This is a genomic window from Mesoterricola sp. MK458 (assembly GCF_055384935.1).
In genome coordinates this window covers 1,568,020-1,590,566 of sequence record NZ_AP045075.1, presented here as the reverse complement: position 1 = coordinate 1,590,566, position 22,547 = coordinate 1,568,020, and the positions used below count along the sequence as shown (strand labels likewise).

The following is a 22,547-nucleotide window of genomic DNA, read 5'->3' as shown; positions in this document are numbered from 1 at the left end:
GTGGATCCCGTCTCCGCCATCCGGTACCTCTCCCTGGCCGGGTCCGGCCCGCATGCCGGGCGCGTCCTGGTGGTGGACGCCGGAAGGCAGCGCCTCGGGCTCCTGGAGGACGGCCGGCTCCTGGTGGAGTACGCCGTCTCCACGGCATCGGCGGGCATCGGCGGGGAGGAGGGCTCGTTCCGGACCCCTCCGGGCTGGCACCGCATCCACGCCCGCATCGGGGCGGGGGCCGCGGCCGGCGCCGTGTTCAGGTCCCGCGTGCCCACGGGCGAGGTGTGGGAAGGCGAGGCCTGCGAGGACGACCTCATCCTGGGCCGCATCCTCACCCTGGAAGGCCTGGAACCGGGGGTGAACGCGGGCCCCGGGAGGGATTCCCTGGAGCGCTTCATCTACATCCACGGCACCAGCCAGCCCGGCCTCCTGGGCACGAAGGCCTCCCACGGGTGCGTGCGCATGGCCTGCGCGGACGTCCTGGACCTCTTCGACCGGGTGCGGGAGGGTGACCGGGTGCTGATCGCCACGGGCCCCATGGGGCGCCTCCACTTCACCGGGGCCGGGGGCAGCGGCATGAGCGCCCTGGCGCAGTTCGCCGCCGGGGATGGGCCCGTGAGCGGCAGCGACCGGGGCTTCGACCAGGGCCGCAACCCCGGGGGCCGGGCCCTGCTGGAAAAGGCCGGCGTGCGCGTGGTGCCCCAGGACGGCGCAGGGGTCGCGGGCGCGGCCGCGGTGGTCTACTCCACGGCCGTGGAGGACGACGTGCCCGACATCCGGGAGGCGCGGCGCCTGGGCATCCCCCTTCTCCACCGGTCCGAGCTGCTGGCCCACTACGTGGGCGAGAAGAGGACCCTGGCCTTCACCGGCACGAGCGGGAAGTCCACCTCGGTGGCCATGGCCTTCGAGATCCTGCGCGGGGCGGGCCGCGACCCCTCGGTCCTCACCGGCGGCGAGCTGCGCGCCCTGCAGACCCAGGGCCTCTGGGGCAACGCCTGGGCCGGCGGCTCGGACATCCTGGTGATCGAGGCCGACGAGAGCGACGGCTCCCTGGTGCGCTACAGTCCCGCCGTGGGCGTCGTCCTGAACCTCCAGAAGGACCACAAGGCCATGGAGGAGGTGGCGGCGATGTTCGCCACCTTCCGGTCCCGGGTCCGCGAGGCCTTCTGCGTGGGCGACGCGCCCAACCTCGCGGACCTCGCCGAGGGCGCCCTGGTGTTCGGCGCGGGCCCCGGGGCGGCGCTGCGGTGCGAGGACGTGGCGGAAGACCGGGACGGCTGCGCCTTCACGGTGCGGGGCGTGCGATTCAGGCTGCCCGTGCCGGGGCTCCACAACGTGGAGAACGCCCTGGCCGCCATGGCCGGATGCCTCTCCCTGGGGGTGCCCCTGGAGGCCATGGCGGCGCCCCTGGCGGCCTATTCTGGCGTGGCCCGCAGGTTCCAGAGCCTGGGATCGGCGGGGGGCGTGGAGGTGGTGGACGACTTCGGCCACAATCCGGCCAAGGTCGCCGCCTCGCTGCGCACCGCCAGGACCCGGGCCGGAAGGGTGCTGGCCGTGTTCCAGCCCCACGGCTTCGGCCCCCTGCGCTTCCTGCGCGAGGAGTTCATCGCGGCCTTCGCGGAGGGCCTCCGGCCTGGCGACCTGTTCTGGATGCTGGACGTCTTCTACGCCGGCGGCACCGTCACGCGCGACATCTCCTCGGCCGAGGTGGCGGCGGCCATCGCCGCCCGGGGCGCGCAGGCCTTCCATGCGCCCTCGCGGGAATGGCTGGTGGAGAAGCTGGCCGCCACCGCGAAACCCGGGGACCTGGTGCTGGTGATGGGCGCCCGGGATCCCTCGCTCACGGACCTGGCCAAGGCCATCCTGGCGCGTCTCAGCCCCGCAGCACCTCGGCCAGGAGCTTCTTCAGCTCCTTGAGCCGGTACGGCTTCTGGACGAAGGCCGCGGGCTTGACGCCCTCCAGCGCCTGCCGGTCGTAGCCCGAGCTGAGGATGACCGGCACCTCGGGCCTCAGGGCCTGCATCTTCGCGAAGGCGGTCGCTCCGTCCATGCGGGGCATGGTCAGGTCCATGAGCACCAGGTCGGGCCTGGCCGCCTCGAAGCGCTCCAGCGCCTCCACTCCGTCCCGGGCCTGGATCACCTCGAAGCCCAGGGTCTCCAGGGCCAGGCCGATGGAGTCGAGGATGATCACTTCGTCGTCCACCAGGAGGAGCCGGCCCGAGAACTCGCTCACGGGCTCGGCCGCGGCCTGGGGCCGGGGCACGGCGGTGCCGCGGGAGGCGGGGAAGAACACCTGGAACGAGGAGCCCTCGCCTTCGCGGCTCTGGATGAGGATCCCGGCCTTGTGGCCCTTGAGGATCCCCAGCATGGCCGAGAGGCCCAGGCCGCGGCCCTTGACCTTGGTGGTGAAGAAGGGGTCGAAGATCCGCGCGAGCACGCCGGGGCTCATGCCGCAGCCGGTGTCCTCCACCTCCAGCACCACGAAGGGGCCCGGCTCCAGGTCCTGGGCGGGGAAGGCGGCGCGGATCCGGGCCTCGTCCAGGTCCTCCTCCCGGGTGGCCACGCGGATGACGCCCTCCTTGTCGCCCAGGGCGTCCGCGGCATTGGTGACCAGGTTCATGACCACCTGCTGGATCTGGGCGGCGTCCCCTTCGACGGCGGGAAGGTTCCCGGCCAGGTGGATGGAGAGGGACGCCCCCTTGGGGACGCTCACCTTGAGGAGATGGACTATTCCGTTCACCACGGCGTCCAGGTCCTGGGGCTTGACCGAGAAGCGGCCCTTGCCCGAGTAGGCCAGCATCTGCCGGGTGAGCTCCGAGGCCTTGAGGACGGTGTTCTCCACGGCCTCCAGGTGGCCCAGGGCGGGGGAGCCCTCCGGCAGCTTGAGCTGGGCGAGGTTCAGGTTGCCCATGATGGCGGTGAGGAGGTTGTTGAAGTCATGGGCGATGCCCCCGGCCAGGACCCCCAGGCTCTCCAGCTTCTGGGAAAGGCGCAGGGCCTCCTCCATGTGGCGCTTCTGGGTGATGTCCCGGGCGCTGCCGACGATGCGGTGGATACGGCCCGTGTCGTCCTGGATGGGCACGAGGGTGGTGGAGAGGTATCGGGATCCATCGGGGCCGGGGATTTCCTCCTCGAAGGTCAGGGGCTTGCGGGCGGCGATGCATTCCAGGTCGTGGGCGACGAAGGCGGCGGCGAGCTGGGGCGCGCAGAAGGCCTCGAAGGGAAGGCCTGCCACGTCCTGGGCCTTGCGCCCCAGGATGGATTCGGCGGCGGGATTCATGCCCTCCAGCAGCAGCTCCCCCTGGGTACCGACGCGGATCCAGAAGAGCGCGTCGGGCGTGTGGCTCTGCAGGGCCTGGAAGCGGTCTTCGCTTTCGCGCAGGCGCGCCTCCTGGCGGCGGCGTTCGGTCTCGTCCATGGCGATCAGCACCGCGCCGACCACCTGGCCCTTTTCGATCATGGGCCCCATGATGCTGCGGTACCACCGGGGACTGCGGTCCGGGCCCCAGCCGAAGCCTTCGTAGACTTCCTGGGAGGATCCCGCCAGGATGCGCGCCAGGGCCTGGGCGCCCAGGGGCTTGGCCTCGTCGGTGAGTCCGTCCAGGAAGTCCATGCCGATGACGTCGGCCATGGCGAAGCCCGGGGCGACCTTGTTCAGGAACAGCATGTGCCCCCTCCGGTCCAGGAGGGAGATGAAGGCCGGCACATGGGCGGTGATGGCGGCGATGAGGTCGGTGAGGTTGCCCAGGGCCTGCTGGGCGTCCTCCTGGACGGTGACGTCGCGGGTGATGGTCAGGAGGCAGGGGAGACCGTCCAGGGAGACCAGGCGCCCCGACATCAGGCCCTTGATGAGGGTGCCGTCCTTGCACCGGAACGTGAACAGGGTGGCGTCGAACTCGCCCTTCTCCTTGAGCAGGGTGGTCATCTTCTGCCGTTCCGCGGGGTCCGCCCAGAGGCCGAGCTCCACGGAGGTGCGCCCCAGGACCTCGTCGCGCTTCCAGCCCGTGAGGCGCTCGAAGCCGGTGCTCACCTCCAGGTAGGTGCCGTCGTCCAGGCGCGTGATGTTGATCGCGTCGGGACTCGCGTTGAAGGCCAGGGCGAACCGGGCCTCGCTGCGGCGCAGGGCGGCTTCCGCCGCCTTGCGGGAGGTGATGTCCCGGATGTAGAGGAAGAGGAGTTCAGTCCCCTGGTGGGAGACCCGGGCCCGGGTCATCTCCGCGTGGATCCGGCCGCCGTGGCGGTCCACCAGCACCGTCTCCAGGGCCCCGGTCCCGCCGGGGCCCGGGAACGCGTCCGGGGCGATGGCCGTCAGGTCCAGGTCCTGGAAATCCTCCGGGGCGTACCCCAGCAGCGCGCAGGCCGAAGCGTTGGCATAGCGGATCCGGCCGTCGGGAGCCACCCCCAGCACCGCGTCCGGGGCGCGGTCGAGGATCTCGCCGAGGAGAGCGGCGGACAGGGGTTCCCGGGTCAGGGGAGCGTCGGGGGGGGGCATGCCGGGTTCTTTCAGCACGATTCGGGGGGAGGGTCGATCGGTTGATGGTAATGGATATCAGGGGATCCGGGGCAAAACGAATTGGCCTAGGCGCCTGGATTCTCCCGGCCAGTCTTGCGCGAAGAAATAATTAATTTATTTTTTGCCATGATCCTCGCGTTCTGTCTGCCCGCCCTCCTCGCCCTGTCCCCCCCCGCCGGAGAGGTCCGCCGCAGCCTGGTGGATTTCCGCGTGGAGCGCGCCCCCGAGCCCCGGACGCCACCGGGGTGGACCATGCCAGAGCCGCCGGACCCGCCCCTGGTCAAGGGCCGGGGCCGAGACGGGGCTGGGGACGTGTGGGACTATGCGCCGGAGGCGCGGGGGATTACATCCGGCAGGCATTCCGGGAGCCGGGATTTCGCCGTTCGCCGCTGAAAGGGAAACGGGGCCCTCTGGAAGGCCTGGTCACCGGTGCCGATCGAAAGGCTGAAACGAAGTATATAATGATTTTATATCCCTTTCATCCCCGTCCATCCCCGTCCATCCCCGGCCCGTTCTTTTGGCCGGTGTGGGTCGGGGGGCTGGGGTACGGCTTCGCACCCATTGCTCGGCAGCATTAAATGATTGACTTTGCCGGGGATAAAGGGGATGAACGGGGATAAAAAAAGATGATTTAAGTACCGCTACGTTTTGCTTCGAACGTCTCGTTTCGGCACGGTGAAGGGGAGGGCGGTCCGGATCCGGGGCGGCAGCTTCAAAGCCTGAATCCCGGCTGATGCCAGGTTCAGGTCCGGTCCGCCAGCGAGAGCACCAGCACCGCTGCAATGACCAGGGCCCCCCCGGCGAGCTGGAGCGCCTGGAGCCGTTCGCCCAGGAGCAGCGCGCCCATCACGGCCGTGGCCACGGGCTCCACGGTGCATGCGATGGAGGCCTGGGTGGCGCTGATGCGCGATAGGCCCTCCATGACCAGCACCGTGGGCAGGACGGTGCCCAGCACCGCAAGGCCGGCCACGCTCGCCCAGGCTCCGGGGGCCATCCCGGGGTGGATCCCGCCGAGGAAGGGCGTCAGGGCGAGGAAGACCAGGGCCGCGAAGGTGCTGATCCAGAGTGTGGCCACCAGGGCGGGCACCCCCCGCTGCATGCGGGCGCCCAGGAAAATGTAGACCGCGTAGCCCAGGGAGCTGGCCAGGCCCAGGGCGACCCCCGCGGGGTCCAGGCGCTGGGCGGGAAAGCCGATGGCGAGGGTGATCCCGGCCAGGGCGAGGGCCAGGGCCAGGACGCCTCCCCGGCCCGGGCGCTCCCCCCGGAAGACCCAGGACAGGATCATGACGTGCGCGGGATAAAGGTAGAGGAGCAGGGCGGTCAGGGCCACGGGGATCCTGCGGCTGGAGACGAAGAAGAGCCCCGCCTCCACCACGAACAGGGCGCCCATGAGCGCCAGGCCCGCCAGCCGGGCGCGGGGAAGCCGGACGCGGTGGCGCCGGGGCACCAGGGCCCAGAGGAGGAGGGCCGCCAGGAGGAAGCGCAGCGCCAGGGCGGTGGGCACGCCCACGCCCCGGGCCGCGGCCAGCCGGTTGAAGATGCCGATGGTGGCGAAGCTGCACCCGGCCAGGACGACCAGGAGGATGCCGCCGGTGCGCTTGTCTGCCGAGGCCGTCACCGGCGGCGCATGACCAGGAGGGCCTCGACGGCGGGGATGTCGGCCGGCACGTCCACCCCCAGGCTGAGGTGCGGGGTGCGGGCCACGCCGATGGCCATGCCCGCGGCCAGGGCCCGCAGCTGTTCGAGCATCTCGAGCTTTTCCAGGGGGTGGGCGGGAAGGGCGGTGAAGGCGCGCAGGGCCTCGGGCCGGTAGGCGTAGATGCCCAGGTGGCGCAGGTAGACCTCCAGGTGCTGGGGACTCAGCCAGGGGCGGAAGTCGGCCAGGAAGAGGGTGCTGTTGCGGAGGTAGGGGATGGGGCTGCGGCTGAAGTACAGCGCGCGGCTGGCATCGTCCAGCACCACCTTGACATTGTTGGGGTTGAAGAGTTCCTCGGCGCTGGTGAAGGGGCATGCCGCCGTGGCCATGGGGAGGCCCGGGTTGCGCTCCAGGAGGCTCACGACCCCGGCGATGGTGGCCGGGTGCATCGCGGGTTCGTCGCCCTGGATGTTGAGCACCGCATCGAAGGGCTCCCCCAGCGCGGCATAGGCCGCGGCGACCCGGTCCGTGCCCGAGGGGAGGTCCGGGTCCGTCATGACCACCCGGCCCCCGAATCCCTCCACGGTGGAGGCGATGCGCGCGTCGTCGGTGGCCACCACCACCTCGTCCACCCCCGGGGCGTCCCGGGCCGCCTCCCAGACCCACTGGATCATGGGCCGTCCGGAAATGGGCGCCAGGGGCTTGCCCGGGAACCGGGAGGCCTGGAACCGGGACGGGAGGACGGCGAGGGTGCGCATGGGATGGCCTTTCGTTGACGGTTTGATCATAGCAAGGCCGAGGCCCCATGGGCCTCCCGGGGGAAGGGCCCCGGGCCCATGAACTCCTGCGTGGAAATATGCCGGCCGATCACGCACAATCAAGGGTTTGGCTTTGAGGATTCAACACCGGAGGTTCCATTGACACGAAGGTTCGCCATTCCCGTGGGCATCACTGCGACCGGTCAGCACTACCCGGACCGCCTCGTCACCAACGATGAGCTGTCCCGGATGGTCGACACCAGCGACGAATGGATCCTTTCCCGCACGGGCATCCGGCACCGGCGCTGGGTGGAGCCCGGCACCGGCTCCTCCGACCTGGGCGTGGGCGCCCTGCGCATGGCCCTGGAACGCCGCGGCATGGGCGCCGACGAACTGGACGCCATCATCTGCTGCACCGTGACGCCCGACATGTTCTTCCCCTGCACCGCCGCTCTCATCCAGGACAAGATCGGGGCCTCCAACTGCTTCGGTTTCGACATGAACGCGGCCTGCTCCAGCTTCCTGTTCGGCATGACCACCGGCGCGAGCCTCATCGCCGCCGGCACCGTGAAGAAGGTCGCCGTGGTGGGCTGCGACGTGATGACCTCCATCATGGACCCCACGGACCGCAACACCGCCGTCCTCTTCGGGGACGGCGCCGGTGCGGTGATCCTGGAGCAGGTGGAGGAGGGCTACGGCATCCTGGACTACGAGCACAAGATCGCCGGCTTTGGCGCCCCCTTCCTCTGCATGAAGGCCGGCGGGTCCATGCGCCCGGCCACGGCCGAGACGGTGGCCAACCGCGAGCACTTCATCTACCAGAACGGCAAGGAAGTCTACAAGAACGCCGTGCGCGAGATGGCCGAGGTGAGCCGCCTCATGCTGGACCGCAACCGGATAAACCCCTCGGATCTGGCCCTGTTCGTTCCCCACCAGGCCAACCTCCGCATCATGGACGCCGCCGCCAAGCGCCTGGAGCTGCCCTACGAGCGCATGGCCAACAACATCGCCGAGTATGCCAACACCACCTCGGCCACCCTGCCCACCGCGCTGCACCAGTCCCTGGAGGCCGGGAAGGTCAAGAAGGGCGACCTGATCGTCTTCGCCGCCTTCGGCGCCGGGTTCACCTGGGGCGGATCCCTCATGCGCTGGGCCGTGTGAGGATCATCGCCGGCACCCTCAAGGGCCGCCGCCTTGCGGCCCCGGAGGGGTCCAGGGCGGTTCGCCCGACCGCCGACCGGGCCCGGGAGGCCCTCTTCTCCATCCTGCAGAGGTGGCCCGCGGGCCCCTTCCTGGACCTTTACGCCGGCACCGGCGCGGTGGGGCTGGAGGCCCTCTCCCGGGGCTACGGCCCCGTGACCCTGGTGGAGAAGGCCCCCGAGGCCCTGGCGTGCCTGCGCGCCAACGCCAGGGGGGCCGAGGTGCGGATCCTGGCCCAGGACGCGCGGCGGCTGGCCGCGGACGCCTTCCGGGACCTGGCGGTGGCCTTCGCGGACCCGCCCTACGAGACCTCCCTGGAAGCCTGGGCCCAGCTGGGGCCCCGGTTCGCGGAGTGGCTGGGCCAGGACGGCATCCTGGTCTTCGAGGTTGCGGCCGGAACCGCCCTCCCCCCGGTGGCGGGCCTGGAAGAACTGGAGACCCGCCGGTACGGGGCCGCGGAGTTCCATATCTTGCGCCCCGCGCGTTGAGGCCGGGTTAAACTTCTGCATGCCGCGGCTTTCCATCAAGACCAAGCTGAGCGCCGTCATCAGCATCCTGGTGCTGGCCTTCGGACTGTTCAACCTCGTCTTCTTTCCCCTGACGGTGAAGCGCCAGTTCCAGGCCCAGGCGCGTTCCAGCATGCACCAGGTGGCCGAGACCGCCAGCTATGCCCTGGCCACGGCCATGGGGGAACGGGACCGCCGGGAGGTGGCCCGGATCCTTGAGGGCGTCAAGAACATCCCTTCTTTCAGCTTTTCGGTGGTCTTCGACGAGAAGGGGAAGGTGGTGGACGAGTCCCCGGCAGCGCCCAGTTGGGCCGGCGCCTATGGGCACACCGACGGCAGGACCCTCACCTTCCTGCGGGCCTCCGACGGGATCCTGGTGGCCACGGCGCCCATCTTCTTCCGCAACCCCGAAGGCGTCCACGTGGGGACCCTCGTGCTGGGGTTCACCACCGACGAGATCCGGCAGGCGCTGCTCGTGAACACCCGGCAGGCCCTGTGGGTGGGCGGCGCCGCGGTGGCGCTGGCCCTCCTCCTGGGCTTCTACCTGGCCAGGCTCTACATCCGTCCCCTGGTGACCCTCACCCAGGCGGTGCAGCAGGTGGCCAGCGGCAACCTCCAGGGCATGGCGGTGGGAGCGACCTCCCACGACGAGCTGGGCGTCCTGGCCCGCAGCTTCGAGGTCATGACCAACAAGCTGCGGGTCTCCCGGGACGAGATCGAGCTTCAGACCAAGCTGCTGGAGTCCCGGGTCCACGAACGCACCGGACAGCTGCTGGAGACCATCTGGGAGCTGGAGGAGATCCGGGCCAACCTGGAGAAACTCGTCCAGGAGCGCACCCGGGGCCTCGAGCAGTCCCAGGCCGAGCTCAAGGCCTGGGCCGGCACCCTCGAGGAGAAGGTGCAGGAGAAGACCCAGGAGCTCACGGAGGTCAACGACAGCCTGCTGATGAGCCTCCAGCGCCTGCAGGAGCTCGACCGCACCAAGAGCGAATTCCTGGCCAACATGAGCCACGAGCTGCGCACGCCGCTGAACGCCGTCATCGGCTTCTCGGGCCTGCTCATGCAGGAACGGGAGGGAAGGGTCCCCTCGGACGTGAAGATGGACCTGTCCATCATCCACCAGAACGGCCGCACCCTCCTGGGCATGATCGACTCCATCCTGGACCTCTCCAAGATCGAGGCGGGCCGGTTCGAGCTGGACCTGGTGCCCATGGACCCCGGGCCCGCCCTGGAGGAGGTGGCCGCCATGGCCGCGGGCCTCATCGCGAACCGCCCCATCCGCTTCACCCACGAGGTCCTGGGCGGACCGTGCCGCATCCTCGGGGATCCGGCGCGCTTCAGGCAGGTGGTCACCAACCTCGTGGGCAACGCCATCAAGTTCACCGAACAGGGCTCCGTGACGGTGCGCATGGAGCGCGCCGGGGACCGCCTGCGCATCGCCGTCCGGGACACCGGCATCGGCATGAGCGAGGACGAGATGCAGAGGCTCTTCAAACCGTTCCAGCAGGTCGACGGCAGCATCACGCGCCGCTTCGGCGGCACGGGCCTGGGCCTGGCCATCTCCCAGCGCCTGGCGATGGCCATGGACGGAAGGATCACCGTTGAAAGCGAGAAGGGCAGGGGGAGCACCTTCACGGTGGACCTCCCCCTCCTGCCGGAGGCACAGCCATGACCGCTCCGAAGATCCTCTGCATCGAGGACAATTTCGTGAACTGGAGGCTCGTGCAGCGCCTCCTGTCCCAGGCCGGCTACGACATGCACTGGGCGGAGGAGGGCATCAAGGGCTACGAGATGGCGCTCCAGCTCAAGCCGGCCCTGGTGCTCCTGGACATCAACCTTCCGGGCCTTTCGGGCTTCGAGGTGGCCACCAAGTTCAAGCACGACCCCGAGCTCAAGGCCACGCCCCTGGTGGCCCTGACCGCCAAGACCCAGAAGTCCGAGCGCGACACGGCCCTGGTGGCCGGCTGCGACGGCTTCATCCCCAAGCCCCTGGACCCCTTCACCTTCGTGGACCAGGTGGGGGCCTTCCTCCAGGGCCGCCGGGAGGAGCTGGAAAAGGCCCTGGAGGCTCCGGCCCTCCGCCAGTTCAACGTCCAGATGCTCGAGCACCTGGAGCTCCAGCTCAAGGAGGCCCGCGAGGCCAACCGCAAGCTCACCGAGGCCCAGGCCGCCCTGGAGCAGCGCAGCGCCAGCCTGGCACGGCTCCTGGCCCTGAGCCGGGAGATCCTCACCGAGCACGACCCCAGGACGCTCCTCATGCGCATCCTTTCGGAGGTGCGGCTGGAGGTGGGCGCCACCGGGCTCGCCGCCTACCGCATCCATGGCAGCGGAAGCTACTACGACGGCCTGCGCTGGAACGGGGCCTCCTTCGACGCCATGCCGGTCCTGCCCCTGGGCCACAGCTTCGTGACCCGGGCCTGGGCCATGGGCGCCCAGGGTGTCCTCCACGGGGAGGCCCTCCGGAGCAGCCGCCTCTGGGAGGAGGGGCTGGACCTGGGCCTCTGGCCGCCCATGGGCAACGTTGCCGTGGTGGTCCTTCGCACCCACCAGGAGGGCCAGGAGATCGCCGGCTTCTGGATCCTCAGCCGCCCCGCGGAACGGCCCTTCCTGGCCCAGGAACTGGAGATGGCCACCCTCCACGCCAGCATCGCCCTGGTCAGCCTGGAGAACGCCGAGCTCATCGAGGACCTCAACAACAGCACCCGGGCGCTGGCTTCGAGCTACGAGCGCATCGAGGGCGCCTACCAGGACCTCCAGAACGCCCGGGCGGATCTGAACCGCCGGGACCGCCAGGCGCTCCTGGGCGACCTGTTCACCAAGATCGCCCAGCGCCTGGAGGCCCCCGTGCAGAGCCTCCACCAGCAGAGCCAGGTGCTGGACCACATGCCGGCACCGGACGGCAACGGGCTGCCCGAGGCCCACCCCAGGGCCCTGGCGGAGATCCGCGAGGCCGTCTCGAAGATCGACGGGCTCCTCAAGGCCCTGTTGCGGCGGGTGGGCCGGGAGACGCCCAGCAAACCGGAATGGCTGGACCTCCACGACCTCATCCAGCAGGAGCTGGAACTGCTCCAGGCCGAGGGCGTCATTCCCCCTGAGGTGGCGGTCTCCCAGGAGCTCAAGGCCCGGGTGCCTCTCATCTACGGGGTGTACGGGGACTTCGCCACGACCCTGCTCAATGTGGTGCACCACGCCCTGGGCGGGCCCACGCCCTCGCCCGTGCTGGTCATCCGGTCCACCCGCACGGAGGAGGCCTTCCTCCTCCAGGTCACCGACGAGGGCGGGGCCATCCCGCCCGTGGAACTGGACACGGCCTTCGAACCCTTTTCCGGCCTGCACCAGCAGGTGGTGATGGGCGTGCGGAGCCCCGGGGAGGGCCTGGCCGCGTGCAGGCAGCTCATGGCGGCCTACGAAGGCGAGGTGGACCTGGTCAACCTGGGCGACGGCACCTCCCTCACCCTGAAGGTCCCGCTCAGGTAGGGAACGGCCCCGGTTCCCCGAAGGGAAGGCCGGGGCCGGGGGTGGAAGCTACTTGAGTTCCTTGAGGAATTCCTTGACCTCGCCGGACTTCTTGCCCTTGGGGGCGATTTCCATGTACTTCTTGAAGGCTTCCTTGGCGGCTTTGGGGTTCTCCAGGCTGAACTCCACCACGCCCAGGAGCCAGTAGCTGTCCTCGAACTTGGGGTTCACGGAGATGGCCTTGGTGACGAAGACCTTGGCTTCCTTGAACTTGCCGGCGTTGAAGGCGGCCACGCCGTCGTTGTAGGCCAGTTCGGGGCGGGGGCCCATGGCGACGTCGATGGCGGCCTGGTAGGTCTTGATGCCCTCGGCGTCGTTCTTGGCCTTGGCGATCTCCAGCAGGGCCACCAGCACGCGCTGGTCCTTGGGGGTGCGCTTGAAGGCGCCCACCAGGTAGGGCTCGGCCTTCAGCATCTGTTCCTTGTTGGCGGGATCGGCCTTGCCGGCCTCGAAGAGGGTGATGCCCAGCACCCGCTCCACGGTGGGCATGTTCTTCTCGATGCCGGCGCGGGATTCGCCCTCCTTGAGGGTGGCCAGGGCCTCGGTGAAGTCGGCGTGGGCCGAGGTGATCAGGGGCAGGGCCTCGGCGAACTTCTGGGCGTTGTAGAATTCCACGGCGGCGTTGAAGGAGGCGGAGGCGGTCATGGCCTTGCCCTCGCCCGGGGGCAGGTTGGCGAGGTTGGCCTTGAGGGCCTCTTCGGAGGCCTGCTGCGGGGTGAGCATGACGACGTTGACCGTCGTGATGTCGGCCAGCTTGACCTTCACGTTCTGCTTGTAGGTCTGGTAGCCGGGGGCGGTGACGGAGATGGCGAAGTCCTTGGGCTCGAGGCCCACCTGGAGGTAGCTGCCCTTTTCGTCGGCCTTGATCTCCTTGGTCCAGTTGATGTCCGACCGGCTCATGGTGATGACGGCCCCGGCCACGGGCTTGCCTTCCTTGTTGGTGACCTTGCCGCCGATCCGGCCGGTGCTCTGGGCCGCCAGCGTCATGCAGACCGCAGGGATCATGATGGCCGTGATGATGTTTCGCATAGTGCCTCCGAATAGCTCCATGGTCCCATTTATGCAAGGGTTTGAGAAGTGGCGCGGAGGTGAACTGTGATACGCTGCCTTCAACCCACGGAGTGACCATGATTGCAACGGTTACACGGTCGTCCATCCCCGCGTTGGAATCCGTGACCGCCAGATTCGTCCATGCAGTGATAAATACTTCAAAAATGAAGTTTAGGCTTCTGCTTGGGGCGATCCTCCTGGCGCTTGCCGGGAGTCTGGGCGCGGCGCAGCCCGATTCCGCGTCCCGCACCCACCAGGACCTGCTGCCGGCCGTGGCCCTGAGCCACTGCGCCGAACGCCTGAAGCCGGCCTTCCGCTCCGGCGATCCCGCCGCCATCCAGGCCGCGGTGCAGGACGTGGAATTGCTGCGCAGGACCTACGGCACCCTGGACGTGGTGCCCCTGGTGGAGGCCATGGCCATCTTCGCCAGGGACCTGGGCGCCCAGGGCGAACCGGCCCTTGGCCTGAAGGTGATCGACACCGTGGAGCGCTGGGCGCCCCGGTACCCGACGCTGCTGGGCACCCGCGTGATCCTCATGCGCCAGCAGGGGCCCCAGGGCTACCTGTGGAGCATCGCCGACGTGCTCGAACTCACCCGCCTCCGGCTCGCCAACCCCTATCACCGGTGGCTGTGGACCGTCCAGCACATGGCCTGGCTCCGCCTCATGGCCACCCTGCTCCTATGGGGGTTCGCGCTGACCCTCGGCATCCGCTACCGCCGGGTGTTCCGCAACATATGGGAGGAACCCCTGCGCCGCGGCGCCATGAACCCCCATGTGATGGCCCTGCTGGGGGCCTTCCTGATCACCCTGCCGGTGGTCTTCGGCCTGGACCCCGGCATCGTGGCCATGGTCTGGCTCTGGCTCCTGGCCCCCTTCCTCCTGCCCCTGGAGATCCGGGCGACCCTTTTCATCCTCCTCCTGCAGCTGGTGCATCCGGCGCTCTCCCTCCTGGAGCCCATGGCCGCCGTGAGGCCCAGCCCGAGCATCGTGACCCTCCAGATGCGCCCGCAGCCGTTCGCGGGGATGGAACGCTCCCTGGCCGCGCTGCCCCAGGGTGACCGCACCTTCCTGGAGGGCTGGCGCCAGCTCGAGTTCCAGGAGTGGACCAAGGCCCTCGGAACCTTCGAGTCCCTGCGCGGGAACCACCCCGACCGCGCCGAGGTGCTCAACAACCTGGGCGTGGCCCGGTACCAGCTCGGCGACCTCGCCGGGGCCCAGACCTGCTTCGACGAGGCCGCCCTCCTCGGCCCCGAGCGGGGCGAGATCCTGCTCAACCAGAGCGTGGTGGCCTTCCGCCAGATGGACGGCCCCCTGGGCTTCGCCAAGCAGGAGGACGCCAGGCGGGTCGCGCCGGAAACCTTCAACCGGATCCTCGCCGCCAACCAGGCGCGGAACGACCAGCGCACCTTCGCGCTGCCCCTCCCGGACAACCCCGAACGGGTGGCCGCGCTGGCCCGGGCCCAGGCAGCCCCCGCCGACCACGGCCCCGGCCGCGCCAAGAACATCCTCCTCGCCTTCAATTTCATCCTGCCGCTGGCCGCGGCGGTGGCCTTCTACTTCCGGCTGAAGAAGAGCATCAGCGAGGCGCACCCGTCCCAATGCACCCGCTGTGGAGATCCCTTCCACACCACCGACAGCCCCGACGCCTTCGTGTGCTCCAAGTGCCACCACCTCTTCGTGCTCAAGGACGGCCTCCACGGGGAGAGCCGGAAGAAGAAGGTGGAGGAGGTCGGGTCCTTCCAGTCCGCCCAGCGCTGGCTCCACCGGTGCCTCATCGTGGTGCTGCCCGGGGCCGACCTGGTGCTCATCGGGGAGACTCAGGAAGGCCTGGTGGAGTATTCCTTCTTCTGCTTCGCGCTGGGGATCGTGCTGGCCACGGGCCGCTCCGTGCGCTACTCCGGCGAGGTGCTGCCGGATCCGGCTTCCATCTGGATGCCCCTCGGGCTTATGCTGCTGGCGGTGCTGTTTCTTCGCTCCTGGTTGAAGCTCCTGCCGAGAAGGGGATAGGCGAATGGCTCTGGAAGGCTCCCTCCGCGATTTCGATCTCTTTTCCCTGTTCAACATGATCAAGACCCAGGGCAAGAGCGGAACCCTCGTGCTCTCCCGCGCCCAGGAATTCGTCAAGATCTTCTTCGACCAGGGCGAGATCGTGGGTTGCGATTCGAACCAGGTGCGCATGGAGGACCGCGTCGGCGCCATGCTGGTGCGCCTGGGCAGGCTTTCGGGCGAAGAGCTCATGGCCATGATCCACCGCCAGCGCCAGACCCTCAAGCGCATGGGAACCCTGCTCCTGGAATCCGGACGGGTGTCCCCCCAGGATCTCCAGGACGCACTGTTCAACCAGGCCATGTCGATCATCTACCGCACCTTCCGGTGGGTGGAGGGGGACTACCGCTTCGACTCCATCCTGCCCCAGGAACTGGACCGGGAGAACTTCCCGGCCATCCCCGTGGACACGGTCCTCATGGAGGCCGCGCGGATCATGGACGAGTGGCCCGAAGTCCAGCGGCGCCTCCCCGACAACGGCCTTCCGCTGCGCAAGACGCCCTACGGCGCGGCGCTGAACCTGGACATCGACAAGGACCTCTCGACGGTGCTGGACGGCGGCTCCATGAACGTGGAGGGCTCGGGCCTCTCCCACGAGCAGGAGACGGTCCTGACCTACTTCTCCAGCTCCACCAGCATCCAGAACGTGCTCCAGATCAGCCGCTACGACGAACTCGACACCTGCAAGCTCATCGCCGAACTCCTTGAGGCCGGCGTCCTGGAGGTCTCCACCGAAGCCGAGGTGCGCAAGCCCTCGGTCTGGGTCCTGCCCCCCGCCATGATGGGCAGGGAGGCCGCCCCCCCCCAGGGCCCCTCCTGGATCTTCTGGCCCGCCGTGGCGCTCTTCCTGGGCTTCCCCCTGGCCTTCTACGTGCCCCATTCCAGGGCCTCGGCCAACCAGGGCCTCGCCAGCCTCCAGCGCGCCGACGTGCAGGTCTCCACCGACCCCGCCACCATGACCCGGCAGGTGTGGGCCTTCCGCATGGCCTCCCCCGGCGACGGCGGACGGAACCTCGCGGATTCCCTGGGCGTCACCCTGGACCCCCATCTGGTCATCCCGGATTTCTCCCGGCAGCCCAACCCTCTGGTCCCCACGCCCCAGGACCGGTTGGCGGAACCGCAGTAGGCTTTCGGCTCTGGCCTTGACAAGAAATATAAAATAAACATATTTATGGCCGGACCCCATTGCAGGAGGACCCGGTCATGAGCTTCGCCGCGCGGATGATGTGCTGTTCCATTCTGTTCGTGGGAGCCGTTTCGGCCCAGCGTCCACCCGTAACGGAGTACGTCGGACGCATCGGATGGGCGCAGAAGGACTCAGCCACAACTACGAGATTCCATATCGCTCCGATCGATCCAAACGGAATGGACGTTCCATATGGGGGCGTCCTGGTGACGATCGATGCGGAAGAGCTTTCCAACTGGAGGTTTTACGTACGCCATCCGATGAACGGGGGTTGGGTTTCCGTGAACTACGGCTATGTCGAGAAGAATTTGGATTGTAATTATGCCAAATACCGCGTTCTCTTCAAAGATTACGTCGTGACCCGTGAGTTGTATCTGTCGACCGACCAGAACGCCTTCAGGTGAGACTGCGGGCCCACCCGGAACGGCCACCGCCCGTTCCTCATCGGGCGGTGCCGTGCACTCGCTGGGCTTGGCGTTCCGTGTGTCTGCCGGCTACTCGGGTTCCACGGGCTCCACGTCGATGAGCCTGGGCTTGCGGGGCCGCGCGGCCCACGCCACCAGCACGGAAGCGAAGTAGAGGGCCTCCAGCACGACGCCGAAGAAGATCGTGGTGACGATGACGTCGCCGGGGGTCAGGAACGCGCTGGCGGTGAAGATGGCCACCGTGGCGTGGCGCCAGTACTTGAGCAGCCAGGTGGCGGTGATCAGGCGGAAGCGGGCCAGGAAGAACACCAGGACCGGCAGTTCGAACATGAGGCCGGTGCCCACCACCGTGTAGATGAAGAGGTCCAGGTAGTCCTCCAGGTGGAGGTTGGTGCGCAGCCCGGCCTGCATGGCCTCCTTGAACAGGATGTCGCCCAGGAAGGCGAAGGCGTTCCAGTAGGCGAAGGCGGCCCCGCCCAGGAAGCAGCCCGTGGTCGCCAGCACGAAGGGGATCGCGAAGCGCCGCTCGCGGCTGTAGAGCCCGGGCTTGATGAAGCCCCAGAGCTGCCCGAAGAGGAAGGGCGCGGCCACGAAGATGGCGGCCCAGATGGAAAGCCGCATGAGCGAGAAGAAGGGCTCGGTGAGGCTCGTGTAGGCGAAGGGGTCGAAGACCGTGGGGATCGGCTGGTGGGCCGCGAGGGCCTGGGCCACGGCGTGCTTCTTGTACGTCTCCATGAAGGGCCGCTGGGCCCAGGCCATGAGCTGGAACCGGAAGAAGTACGTGAGCGCGAAGGCCCCCGCAACGATGAGGATGCTGCGGATGAGCCGCACCCGCAGTTCATGCAGGTGCTCCCAGAAGGACATCTGATTGGGCGGCGTGTCGAGGGTCGTCATGGAGGCGAGGTCGGGCACCCCGCCCTATTTCTTCTCGGACGTGTTGCTGTTGACGTCGTCCTTGACCGAGTCGGTGATCTCGCGGCTGGCCTTCTTGAATTCCTGGATGCCCTTGCCCAGCGCCTTCCCGAGTTCCGGGAGCTTGGAGGGTCCGAAGAAGATCAGCAGCAGGATGCCGATCAGCAGCATTTCAGTCAAACCGAGATTACCCATGCCTTCTTCTCCTTGAACGCGTCAGTCGTTTCACGGCCCGGGACGAACCCGGGGCTGGTTCCAGATTGGCACGAAATCCAGTGCCAGCGGTAAGCTTAAACCGGGTAGCTAGATACCCGGCCGATGGAATGGTAGGTCCAGCCGGCGGCCGCCATGGCCTCCGGGGTGAAGAGGTTGCGGCCGTCGAACATCACCTTCGCCTTGAGGAGCCCGGCCACCTTCGCCAGGTCCGCCGCGGCGTACTGGGGCCATTCCGTGGCGATGAGCAGGGCGTCGGCGCCGGCGCAGGCCTCCAGGGGGTCCTGGGCGTAGTCCACCCGGTCGCCCAGCTTGGCCTTGACGTTGGGCATGGCCTCGAAGTCGTGCACGACCACCCTTGCCCCCAGGGAGGTCAGGCTGTCGATGAGCTCCATGGACATGGCCTCCCGGATGTCGTCGGTGTGGGCCTTGAAGGCCAGTCCCCACAGGGCGAATTTCCGGCCCGCCAGGGGCGCGGGGCTGCCCGAGGCGCACCCGTAGTGGGCGCGGACCTTCATGGCCAGCACCTGCTTCTGGTGGCGGTTGGCCTCCACCGTGGCTTCCAGGGCGCGCAGGGGATGGGCGTTCTCGCGGCCCACCTTGAGCAGGGCCTGGAGGTCCTTGGGGAAGCAGCTGCCGCCGAATCCGGGGCCGGGGTTGAGGAAGTGCTTGCCGATGCGGTGGTCGCTGCCGATGCCCTGCCTGACGTAGTCCACGTTGGCGCCCACCTTCTCGCAAAGGCCGGCGATCTCGTTGATGAAACTGATGCGCAGGGCGAGCATGGCGTTGGCGGCGTACTTGGTGAGCTCGGCGCTGGGCGGGTCCATCCTGAGCCACTGGCCGCCGCTGGCCTCGAGGAACGGCCCGTAGAGCCCCTTCATGACCTCGGCGGCGTGGTCCGTCCTGCAGCCCACCACGACCCGGTCGGGGCGCACGAAATCGTCGATGGCGCAGCCCTCCCGCAGGAACTCGGGGTTGGACACCACCTCGAAGGCCCGGTCGGTGCGGGCGGCGATGGCCGCGTGCACCCGGGCGGCGGTGCCCACCGGAACGGTGCTCTTGTCCACCACCACCAGGGGCCGGGCGTCCTTGGGCCGCGCGGCCATGGCGGTTCCGATGGCGGAGCCCACGGCGAGGACGTACTGCAGGTCGGCGCTTCCGTCCTCGCCCTGGGGGGTGCCCACGCAGATGAACGCCGCGTCGGCGGTGGCGATCCCCTCCTTGAGGTCCAGGCCGAATTTGAGGGCCCCGGAGGCCTGGTGCCTGGCCAGGAGTTCGTCCAGGCCCGGCTCGTAGATGGGCGAGATGCCCTGGCGGACCTTCGCGATCTTCGCTTCGTCGGTGTCGATGCCCAGTACGCGGTGCCCGGCCTCGGCGAAGCCCGCCGCGGCCACGAGGCCCACATATCCAGTGCCGATGACCAGAACTTCCATCTTCTACCTCTCGTTTATGACGGTCCCGCGCGGGTGCGCGCCACTGCAAGTGTATCCGTTGCACTCCCCGAGGGCGAGCCTTGGTAGAATCACCCGTGAAGGAGCGATCATGATCCACATGGGCCTCATGGCAGGGCAGGGCGTCAACCTCTGGGAAGTGGTGCTCCACGCGGGCACCGTGGCCCGGGTGGTGCTGCTGATCCTCGGGGCTTTCTCCATCGTGAGCTGGGTGATCATCGTGCAGAAGGCGATCCTGCTCAGCCGCAGCAAGGGCGTCACCGAGCAGTTCCGGGCCATCTTCCGCAAGACGACGAACTGGGGCGAGCTCAAGGGCCGTGCGTCGGATTTCACCATGAGCCCCCTCGTCGGGCTCTTCACCGCCGGCTTCTCGGAGGTCAACTACCAGCTGCGCCCCGCCCCGGGCCCCGCCGGCCAGAAGCCCCAGATCAAGAGCATGGAGGCCGTGGAACGCTGCCTCCAGCGCGCCTCGGTCGTGGAGATGGGGCGCATGGAGAACTACCTGGGCATCCTGGCCACCATCGCCGCCGTGAGCCCCTTCGTGGGCCTGTTCGGGACGGTGTGGGGCATCATCGACGCCTTCCACGGCATCGGCACGGCGGGCAACGCCAGCCTCGCCACGGTGGCCCCGGGCATCTCGGAGGCCCTGGTGGCCACGGCCCTGGGCCTGGTGGCCGCCATCCCGGCCCTGATGGCCTACAACTTCTTCCAGGGCCAGCTCAAGCACTGGCAGACCGAGCTCGATGACTTCGCCCTCGAGTTCATCGGCGTCTCCGAACGCAACTTCACCTGATGGCCTGCGGTCCCCGAACCCCCGTCTTCTGGCAGCGGCAGCCCGGGCTGCCCAGGCCGGTGCTGACCTTCCTGCGCTCCCGCCTGGAGGCGGCCCTGGACGATCCCGGTGACCGGGCGCTCCTGGCCTGGCCCACCATCCTGGGGGCCCCCCGGGTGCGGGAGGAGTTCCCCGAAGGCCTGCCCGAGGCCGAGCTGCTGGCGAGGGCCCGCGCCATGCTCCCCCAGGCCGACCCCGAGCTGGCCTGGGAGGACGCCCTGGCGAGGTTTCCCGACACCGCCGACCGGGGACCCGGCGGGTGGGTCCCCCACCGCATCTGGGATCCGCTCTCGTCGCTGGTGAGCCTGCGCAGCGGCGTGACCCTCCTGGCCCTGCTGGGCCTGCCCGAGGGCGGGACCTACCGCCTGGCCGCGGGCGTCTCCCTTTTCAACGCGGCGCTCTTCCACGAGTGCCACGACGCCCTGGAGCCCCTCTGGCTGGAGGCCGAAGGCCCCCTCAAGATGGGGCTGCAGGGGCTCATCCTCATGGCGGGCGGGTTCCACCACCACCAGGTGCAGAACGCCCCCGGCATGGCGGGGCTCTTCGAGGACGCCGTGGAGGCCCTCGGCGAAGGCCGCGGGCTGGCCACCCCCTGGGGCACCGTGGGCTACGGTCCGGCCCTGGACCGGGTCCGGGAACGCCTTGAGGCCCTTGACGACGAATACGGGTTGCGTGCCGAGGTCCCCCCCTGGGAACGCCTCTGGAGCCTCGACCGGCCCGAATGGGAGCTGACGTGATCACCTGCGACGTACTCGTTCTCGGCGGCGGCATCGCGGGATGCACGGCGGCGCTGCGCGCCGCTGAGATGGGCGCCGACGTGGTGGTGGTGGCCAAGGACACCCTTGGGGAATCCAACACCGCCTATGCCCAGGGGGGCATCATCGGCCTGCCCCCGCCCGACGCCCACGACTCGCCGGAGCTCCTGGCCGCGGACGTGGACACCGCCGGGGCCGGGCTCTGCAAGCCCGAGGCCGTCGCCCTCCTCGCCGAACAGGGCCCCATCCTCTGCCGGGAGTTCCTCTGGAAGCAGGTGGGGGTCGACTTCGACCACACCGGCGCCCAGGAGCCCGAGCCCACCGCCGAGGCCGCCCACAGCGCCAGGCGCATCTGGCACGTGAAGGACGCCACGGGACGCGCCATCCAGGAGGCCCTCACCGCCAAGGTGCGCGCCAATCCGCGGATCCGGATCTTCGAGAGCCACTCCCTGGTGGACCTCCTGACGGTTCCCCACCACAGCCGCGATCCCCGGCGCGTCTACGATCCCATCCAGGTTTGGGGCGCCTACGGCCTGACCCCCGACGGGCAGGTGCGCATGTGCCTGGCCAAACGCACCATCCTGGCCACGGGCGGCCTGGGCTACCTCTACCTGCACACCAGCAATCCGCCCTCCTCGACCGGGGACGGCCTGGCCGCGGCGTACCGGGCCTCCGCCCGCATCGTAAACTGCGAGTACGTCCAGTTCCATCCCACCACCCTCTACGTCCCCGGCCGGCCCCGGACGCTCCTCACCGAGGCCCTGCGCGGCGAGGGCGCCCACCTGGTGAACGGCAGGGGCGAGCGTTTCATGGGCAAGTACGCTCCCGAGCGTCTGGAACTGGCCCCCCGGGACGTGGTGAGCCGGGCGATCTTCCAGGAGATGGCCGCCAACGGGGAGCCCTGCGCCTACCTGGATCTTGAGCCCCTCAAGGGGAGGCTGGACCTGGAAGCGCGGTTCCCCACCGTGCTGGCCGCGTGCCGCAAGGCCGGCCTGGAGCCCCAGACCCAGCCCATCCCCGTCGTGCCCGCGGCCCACTACTTCTGTGGCGGCGTGGCCGTGGACCTGGACGGACGCGCCAGCCTGCCGGGGCTCTTCGCCGTGGGCGAGGTGTCCTGCACCGGGGTTCACGGGGCCAACCGGCTCGCCTCCTCCTCGCTGCTGGAAGGCCTGGTGTGGGGCTACCGCGCCGGCGAGACCTGCGCGGTGGAAAGCCGCGGCATCGCGCTGCCGGATCCGGACTCCCTGGAGCCGTGGAAGCCCGTGCCCCCCGGGCCGGAGCCCGATCCGCTCCTCCTGGAGCAGGACTGGACCAGCATCCGCACCACCCTCTGGAACTACGCGGGCATCGTGCGCACCAAGGACCGCCTTCTCCGGGGCCGGGGCGACATGGGCTACCTCTACCACCGCCTCGAGGCCTTCTACCGCGCCGCGCCGCTGTCCCGCAGCCTCCTGGAATTGCGCAACGGCATCATCTGCGCCCGGCTCATCTTCAAGGCCGCGCTGCAGAATCCCGAATCCCGGGGCTGCCACTACCGGCTGGACTGAACCGGGGA

General features: G+C 69.0%; 19 protein-coding genes. 12 read left to right on the top strand and 7 right to left on the bottom strand.

Going from position 1 to position 22,547, the window contains the following annotated elements:
• Nucleotides 1–1,908, top strand: a complete 1,908-nt coding sequence (locus tag ACZ5LB_RS06890) for a glutamate ligase domain-containing protein (RefSeq protein WP_464605445.1) — start codon at nucleotides 1–3, stop codon at nucleotides 1,906–1,908.
• Here ACZ5LB_RS06890 and ACZ5LB_RS06885 read toward each other — a convergent pair.
• On the bottom strand, nucleotides 1,865–4,483 hold the full coding sequence (locus ACZ5LB_RS06885; RefSeq protein ID WP_464605444.1) for a PAS domain-containing hybrid sensor histidine kinase/response regulator: 2,619 nt from the start codon (nucleotides 4,481–4,483) through the stop codon (nucleotides 1,865–1,867). The genes ACZ5LB_RS06890 and ACZ5LB_RS06885 overlap by 44 nt on opposite strands.
• A gap of 147 nt (nucleotides 4,484–4,630) precedes the next feature.
• On the opposite strand from ACZ5LB_RS06885, the gene ACZ5LB_RS06880 reads away from it, so the two are divergent.
• A complete protein-coding gene (locus ACZ5LB_RS06880) occupies nucleotides 4,631–4,897 on the top strand; it encodes a hypothetical protein (RefSeq protein WP_464605443.1) in 267 nt (88 codons plus the stop codon).
• Nucleotides 4,898–5,246: 349 nt separating this feature from the next.
• Here the strand turns inward: ACZ5LB_RS06880 and ACZ5LB_RS06875 are convergent, their stop codons facing one another.
• Together ACZ5LB_RS06875 and kdsB are read right to left on the bottom strand one after the other, a co-directional pair.
• Nucleotides 5,247–6,122 (bottom strand): EamA family transporter, encoded by an 876-nt coding sequence (locus ACZ5LB_RS06875; RefSeq protein WP_464605442.1) that lies wholly within the window; start codon nucleotides 6,120–6,122, stop codon nucleotides 5,247–5,249.
• Nucleotides 6,119–6,898: a 3-deoxy-manno-octulosonate cytidylyltransferase gene (gene kdsB, locus ACZ5LB_RS06870; RefSeq protein ID WP_464605441.1), complete on the bottom strand. Its 780-nt coding sequence runs from the start codon at nucleotides 6,896–6,898 to the stop codon at nucleotides 6,119–6,121. Before kdsB ends, ACZ5LB_RS06875 begins: the two co-directional genes overlap by 4 nt.
• A 159-nt stretch (nucleotides 6,899–7,057) precedes the next feature.
• On the opposite strand from kdsB, the gene ACZ5LB_RS06865 reads away from it, so the two are divergent.
• From ACZ5LB_RS06865 to ACZ5LB_RS06850, 4 genes are read left to right on the top strand one after another with little or no spacing between them, the layout of a single operon-like run.
• The gene (locus ACZ5LB_RS06865) at nucleotides 7,058–8,059 is read left to right on the top strand and encodes a beta-ketoacyl-ACP synthase III (RefSeq protein WP_464605440.1); all 1,002 of its coding nucleotides are present in this window, start codon (nucleotides 7,058–7,060) and stop codon (nucleotides 8,057–8,059) included.
• A complete protein-coding gene (locus tag ACZ5LB_RS06860) occupies nucleotides 8,056–8,586 on the top strand; it encodes an RsmD family RNA methyltransferase (protein WP_464605439.1) in 531 nt (176 codons plus the stop codon). The genes ACZ5LB_RS06865 and ACZ5LB_RS06860 overlap by 4 nt, the downstream gene beginning before the upstream one ends.
• 19 nt (nucleotides 8,587–8,605) lie before the next feature.
• Nucleotides 8,606–10,276 (top strand): ATP-binding protein, encoded by a 1,671-nt coding sequence (locus ACZ5LB_RS06855; RefSeq protein ID WP_464605438.1) that lies wholly within the window; start codon nucleotides 8,606–8,608, stop codon nucleotides 10,274–10,276.
• Nucleotides 10,273–12,081, top strand: a complete 1,809-nt coding sequence (locus tag ACZ5LB_RS06850; protein WP_464605437.1) for a response regulator — start codon at nucleotides 10,273–10,275, stop codon at nucleotides 12,079–12,081. The genes ACZ5LB_RS06855 and ACZ5LB_RS06850 overlap by 4 nt, the downstream gene beginning before the upstream one ends.
• A gap of 48 nt (nucleotides 12,082–12,129) precedes the next feature.
• Here the strand turns inward: ACZ5LB_RS06850 and ACZ5LB_RS06845 are convergent, their stop codons facing one another.
• Complete coding sequence (locus ACZ5LB_RS06845; RefSeq protein ID WP_464605436.1) at nucleotides 12,130–13,149, bottom strand: carboxypeptidase regulatory-like domain-containing protein; 1,020 nt, start codon at nucleotides 13,147–13,149, stop codon at nucleotides 12,130–12,132.
• Nucleotides 13,150–13,334: 185 nt separating this feature from the next.
• On the opposite strand from ACZ5LB_RS06845, the gene ACZ5LB_RS06840 reads away from it, so the two are divergent.
• The 3 genes from ACZ5LB_RS06840 to ACZ5LB_RS06830 all read left to right on the top strand — a co-directional run bounded on the left by ACZ5LB_RS06840 (nucleotide 13,335) and on the right by ACZ5LB_RS06830 (nucleotide 16,808).
• Nucleotides 13,335–15,179: a hypothetical protein gene (locus ACZ5LB_RS06840; RefSeq protein ID WP_464605435.1), complete on the top strand. Its 1,845-nt coding sequence runs from the start codon at nucleotides 13,335–13,337 to the stop codon at nucleotides 15,177–15,179.
• Nucleotides 15,180–15,183: 4 nt separating this feature from the next.
• On the top strand, nucleotides 15,184–16,344 hold the full coding sequence (locus ACZ5LB_RS06835) for a DUF4388 domain-containing protein (RefSeq protein WP_464605434.1): 1,161 nt from the start codon (nucleotides 15,184–15,186) through the stop codon (nucleotides 16,342–16,344).
• A 77-nt stretch (nucleotides 16,345–16,421) separates the two neighbouring features.
• Nucleotides 16,422–16,808 (top strand): hypothetical protein, encoded by a 387-nt coding sequence (locus ACZ5LB_RS06830; protein WP_464605433.1) that lies wholly within the window; start codon nucleotides 16,422–16,424, stop codon nucleotides 16,806–16,808.
• A 90-nt stretch (nucleotides 16,809–16,898) separates the two neighbouring features.
• Here ACZ5LB_RS06830 and tatC read toward each other — a convergent pair whose 3' ends face one another.
• The 3 genes from tatC to ACZ5LB_RS06815 form a co-directional block, all read right to left on the bottom strand.
• On the bottom strand, nucleotides 16,899–17,741 hold the full coding sequence (tatC, locus tag ACZ5LB_RS06825; protein WP_464605432.1) for a twin-arginine translocase subunit TatC: 843 nt from the start codon (nucleotides 17,739–17,741) through the stop codon (nucleotides 16,899–16,901).
• 6 nt (nucleotides 17,742–17,747) lie between these two features.
• Nucleotides 17,748–17,936: a twin-arginine translocase TatA/TatE family subunit gene (gene tatA / locus ACZ5LB_RS06820; RefSeq protein WP_306601189.1), complete on the bottom strand. Its 189-nt coding sequence runs from the start codon at nucleotides 17,934–17,936 to the stop codon at nucleotides 17,748–17,750.
• A gap of 95 nt (nucleotides 17,937–18,031) precedes the next feature.
• A complete protein-coding gene (locus tag ACZ5LB_RS06815; protein ID WP_464605431.1) occupies nucleotides 18,032–19,387 on the bottom strand; it encodes a UDP-glucose dehydrogenase family protein in 1,356 nt (451 codons plus the stop codon).
• A gap of 109 nt (nucleotides 19,388–19,496) precedes the next feature.
• Here ACZ5LB_RS06815 and ACZ5LB_RS06810 point away from each other — a divergent pair, with 109 nt between their 5' ends.
• Genes ACZ5LB_RS06810 through nadB form a run of 3 tightly spaced genes read left to right on the top strand, consistent with a single transcriptional unit; the run spans nucleotide 19,497 to nucleotide 22,539 of the window.
• The gene (locus ACZ5LB_RS06810) at nucleotides 19,497–20,198 is read left to right on the top strand and encodes a MotA/TolQ/ExbB proton channel family protein (RefSeq protein ID WP_464605429.1); all 702 of its coding nucleotides are present in this window, start codon (nucleotides 19,497–19,499) and stop codon (nucleotides 20,196–20,198) included.
• Nucleotides 20,198–20,974, top strand: a complete 777-nt coding sequence (locus ACZ5LB_RS06805; RefSeq protein WP_464605428.1) for a DUF309 domain-containing protein — start codon at nucleotides 20,198–20,200, stop codon at nucleotides 20,972–20,974. The genes ACZ5LB_RS06810 and ACZ5LB_RS06805 overlap by 1 nt, the downstream gene beginning before the upstream one ends.
• Entirely contained in the window at nucleotides 20,971–22,539 is a 1,569-nt protein-coding gene (nadB, locus tag ACZ5LB_RS06800; protein ID WP_464605427.1) for an L-aspartate oxidase, read from the top strand. Before ACZ5LB_RS06805 ends, nadB begins: the two co-directional genes overlap by 4 nt.
• Nucleotides 22,540–22,547 lie beyond the last annotated feature (8 nt).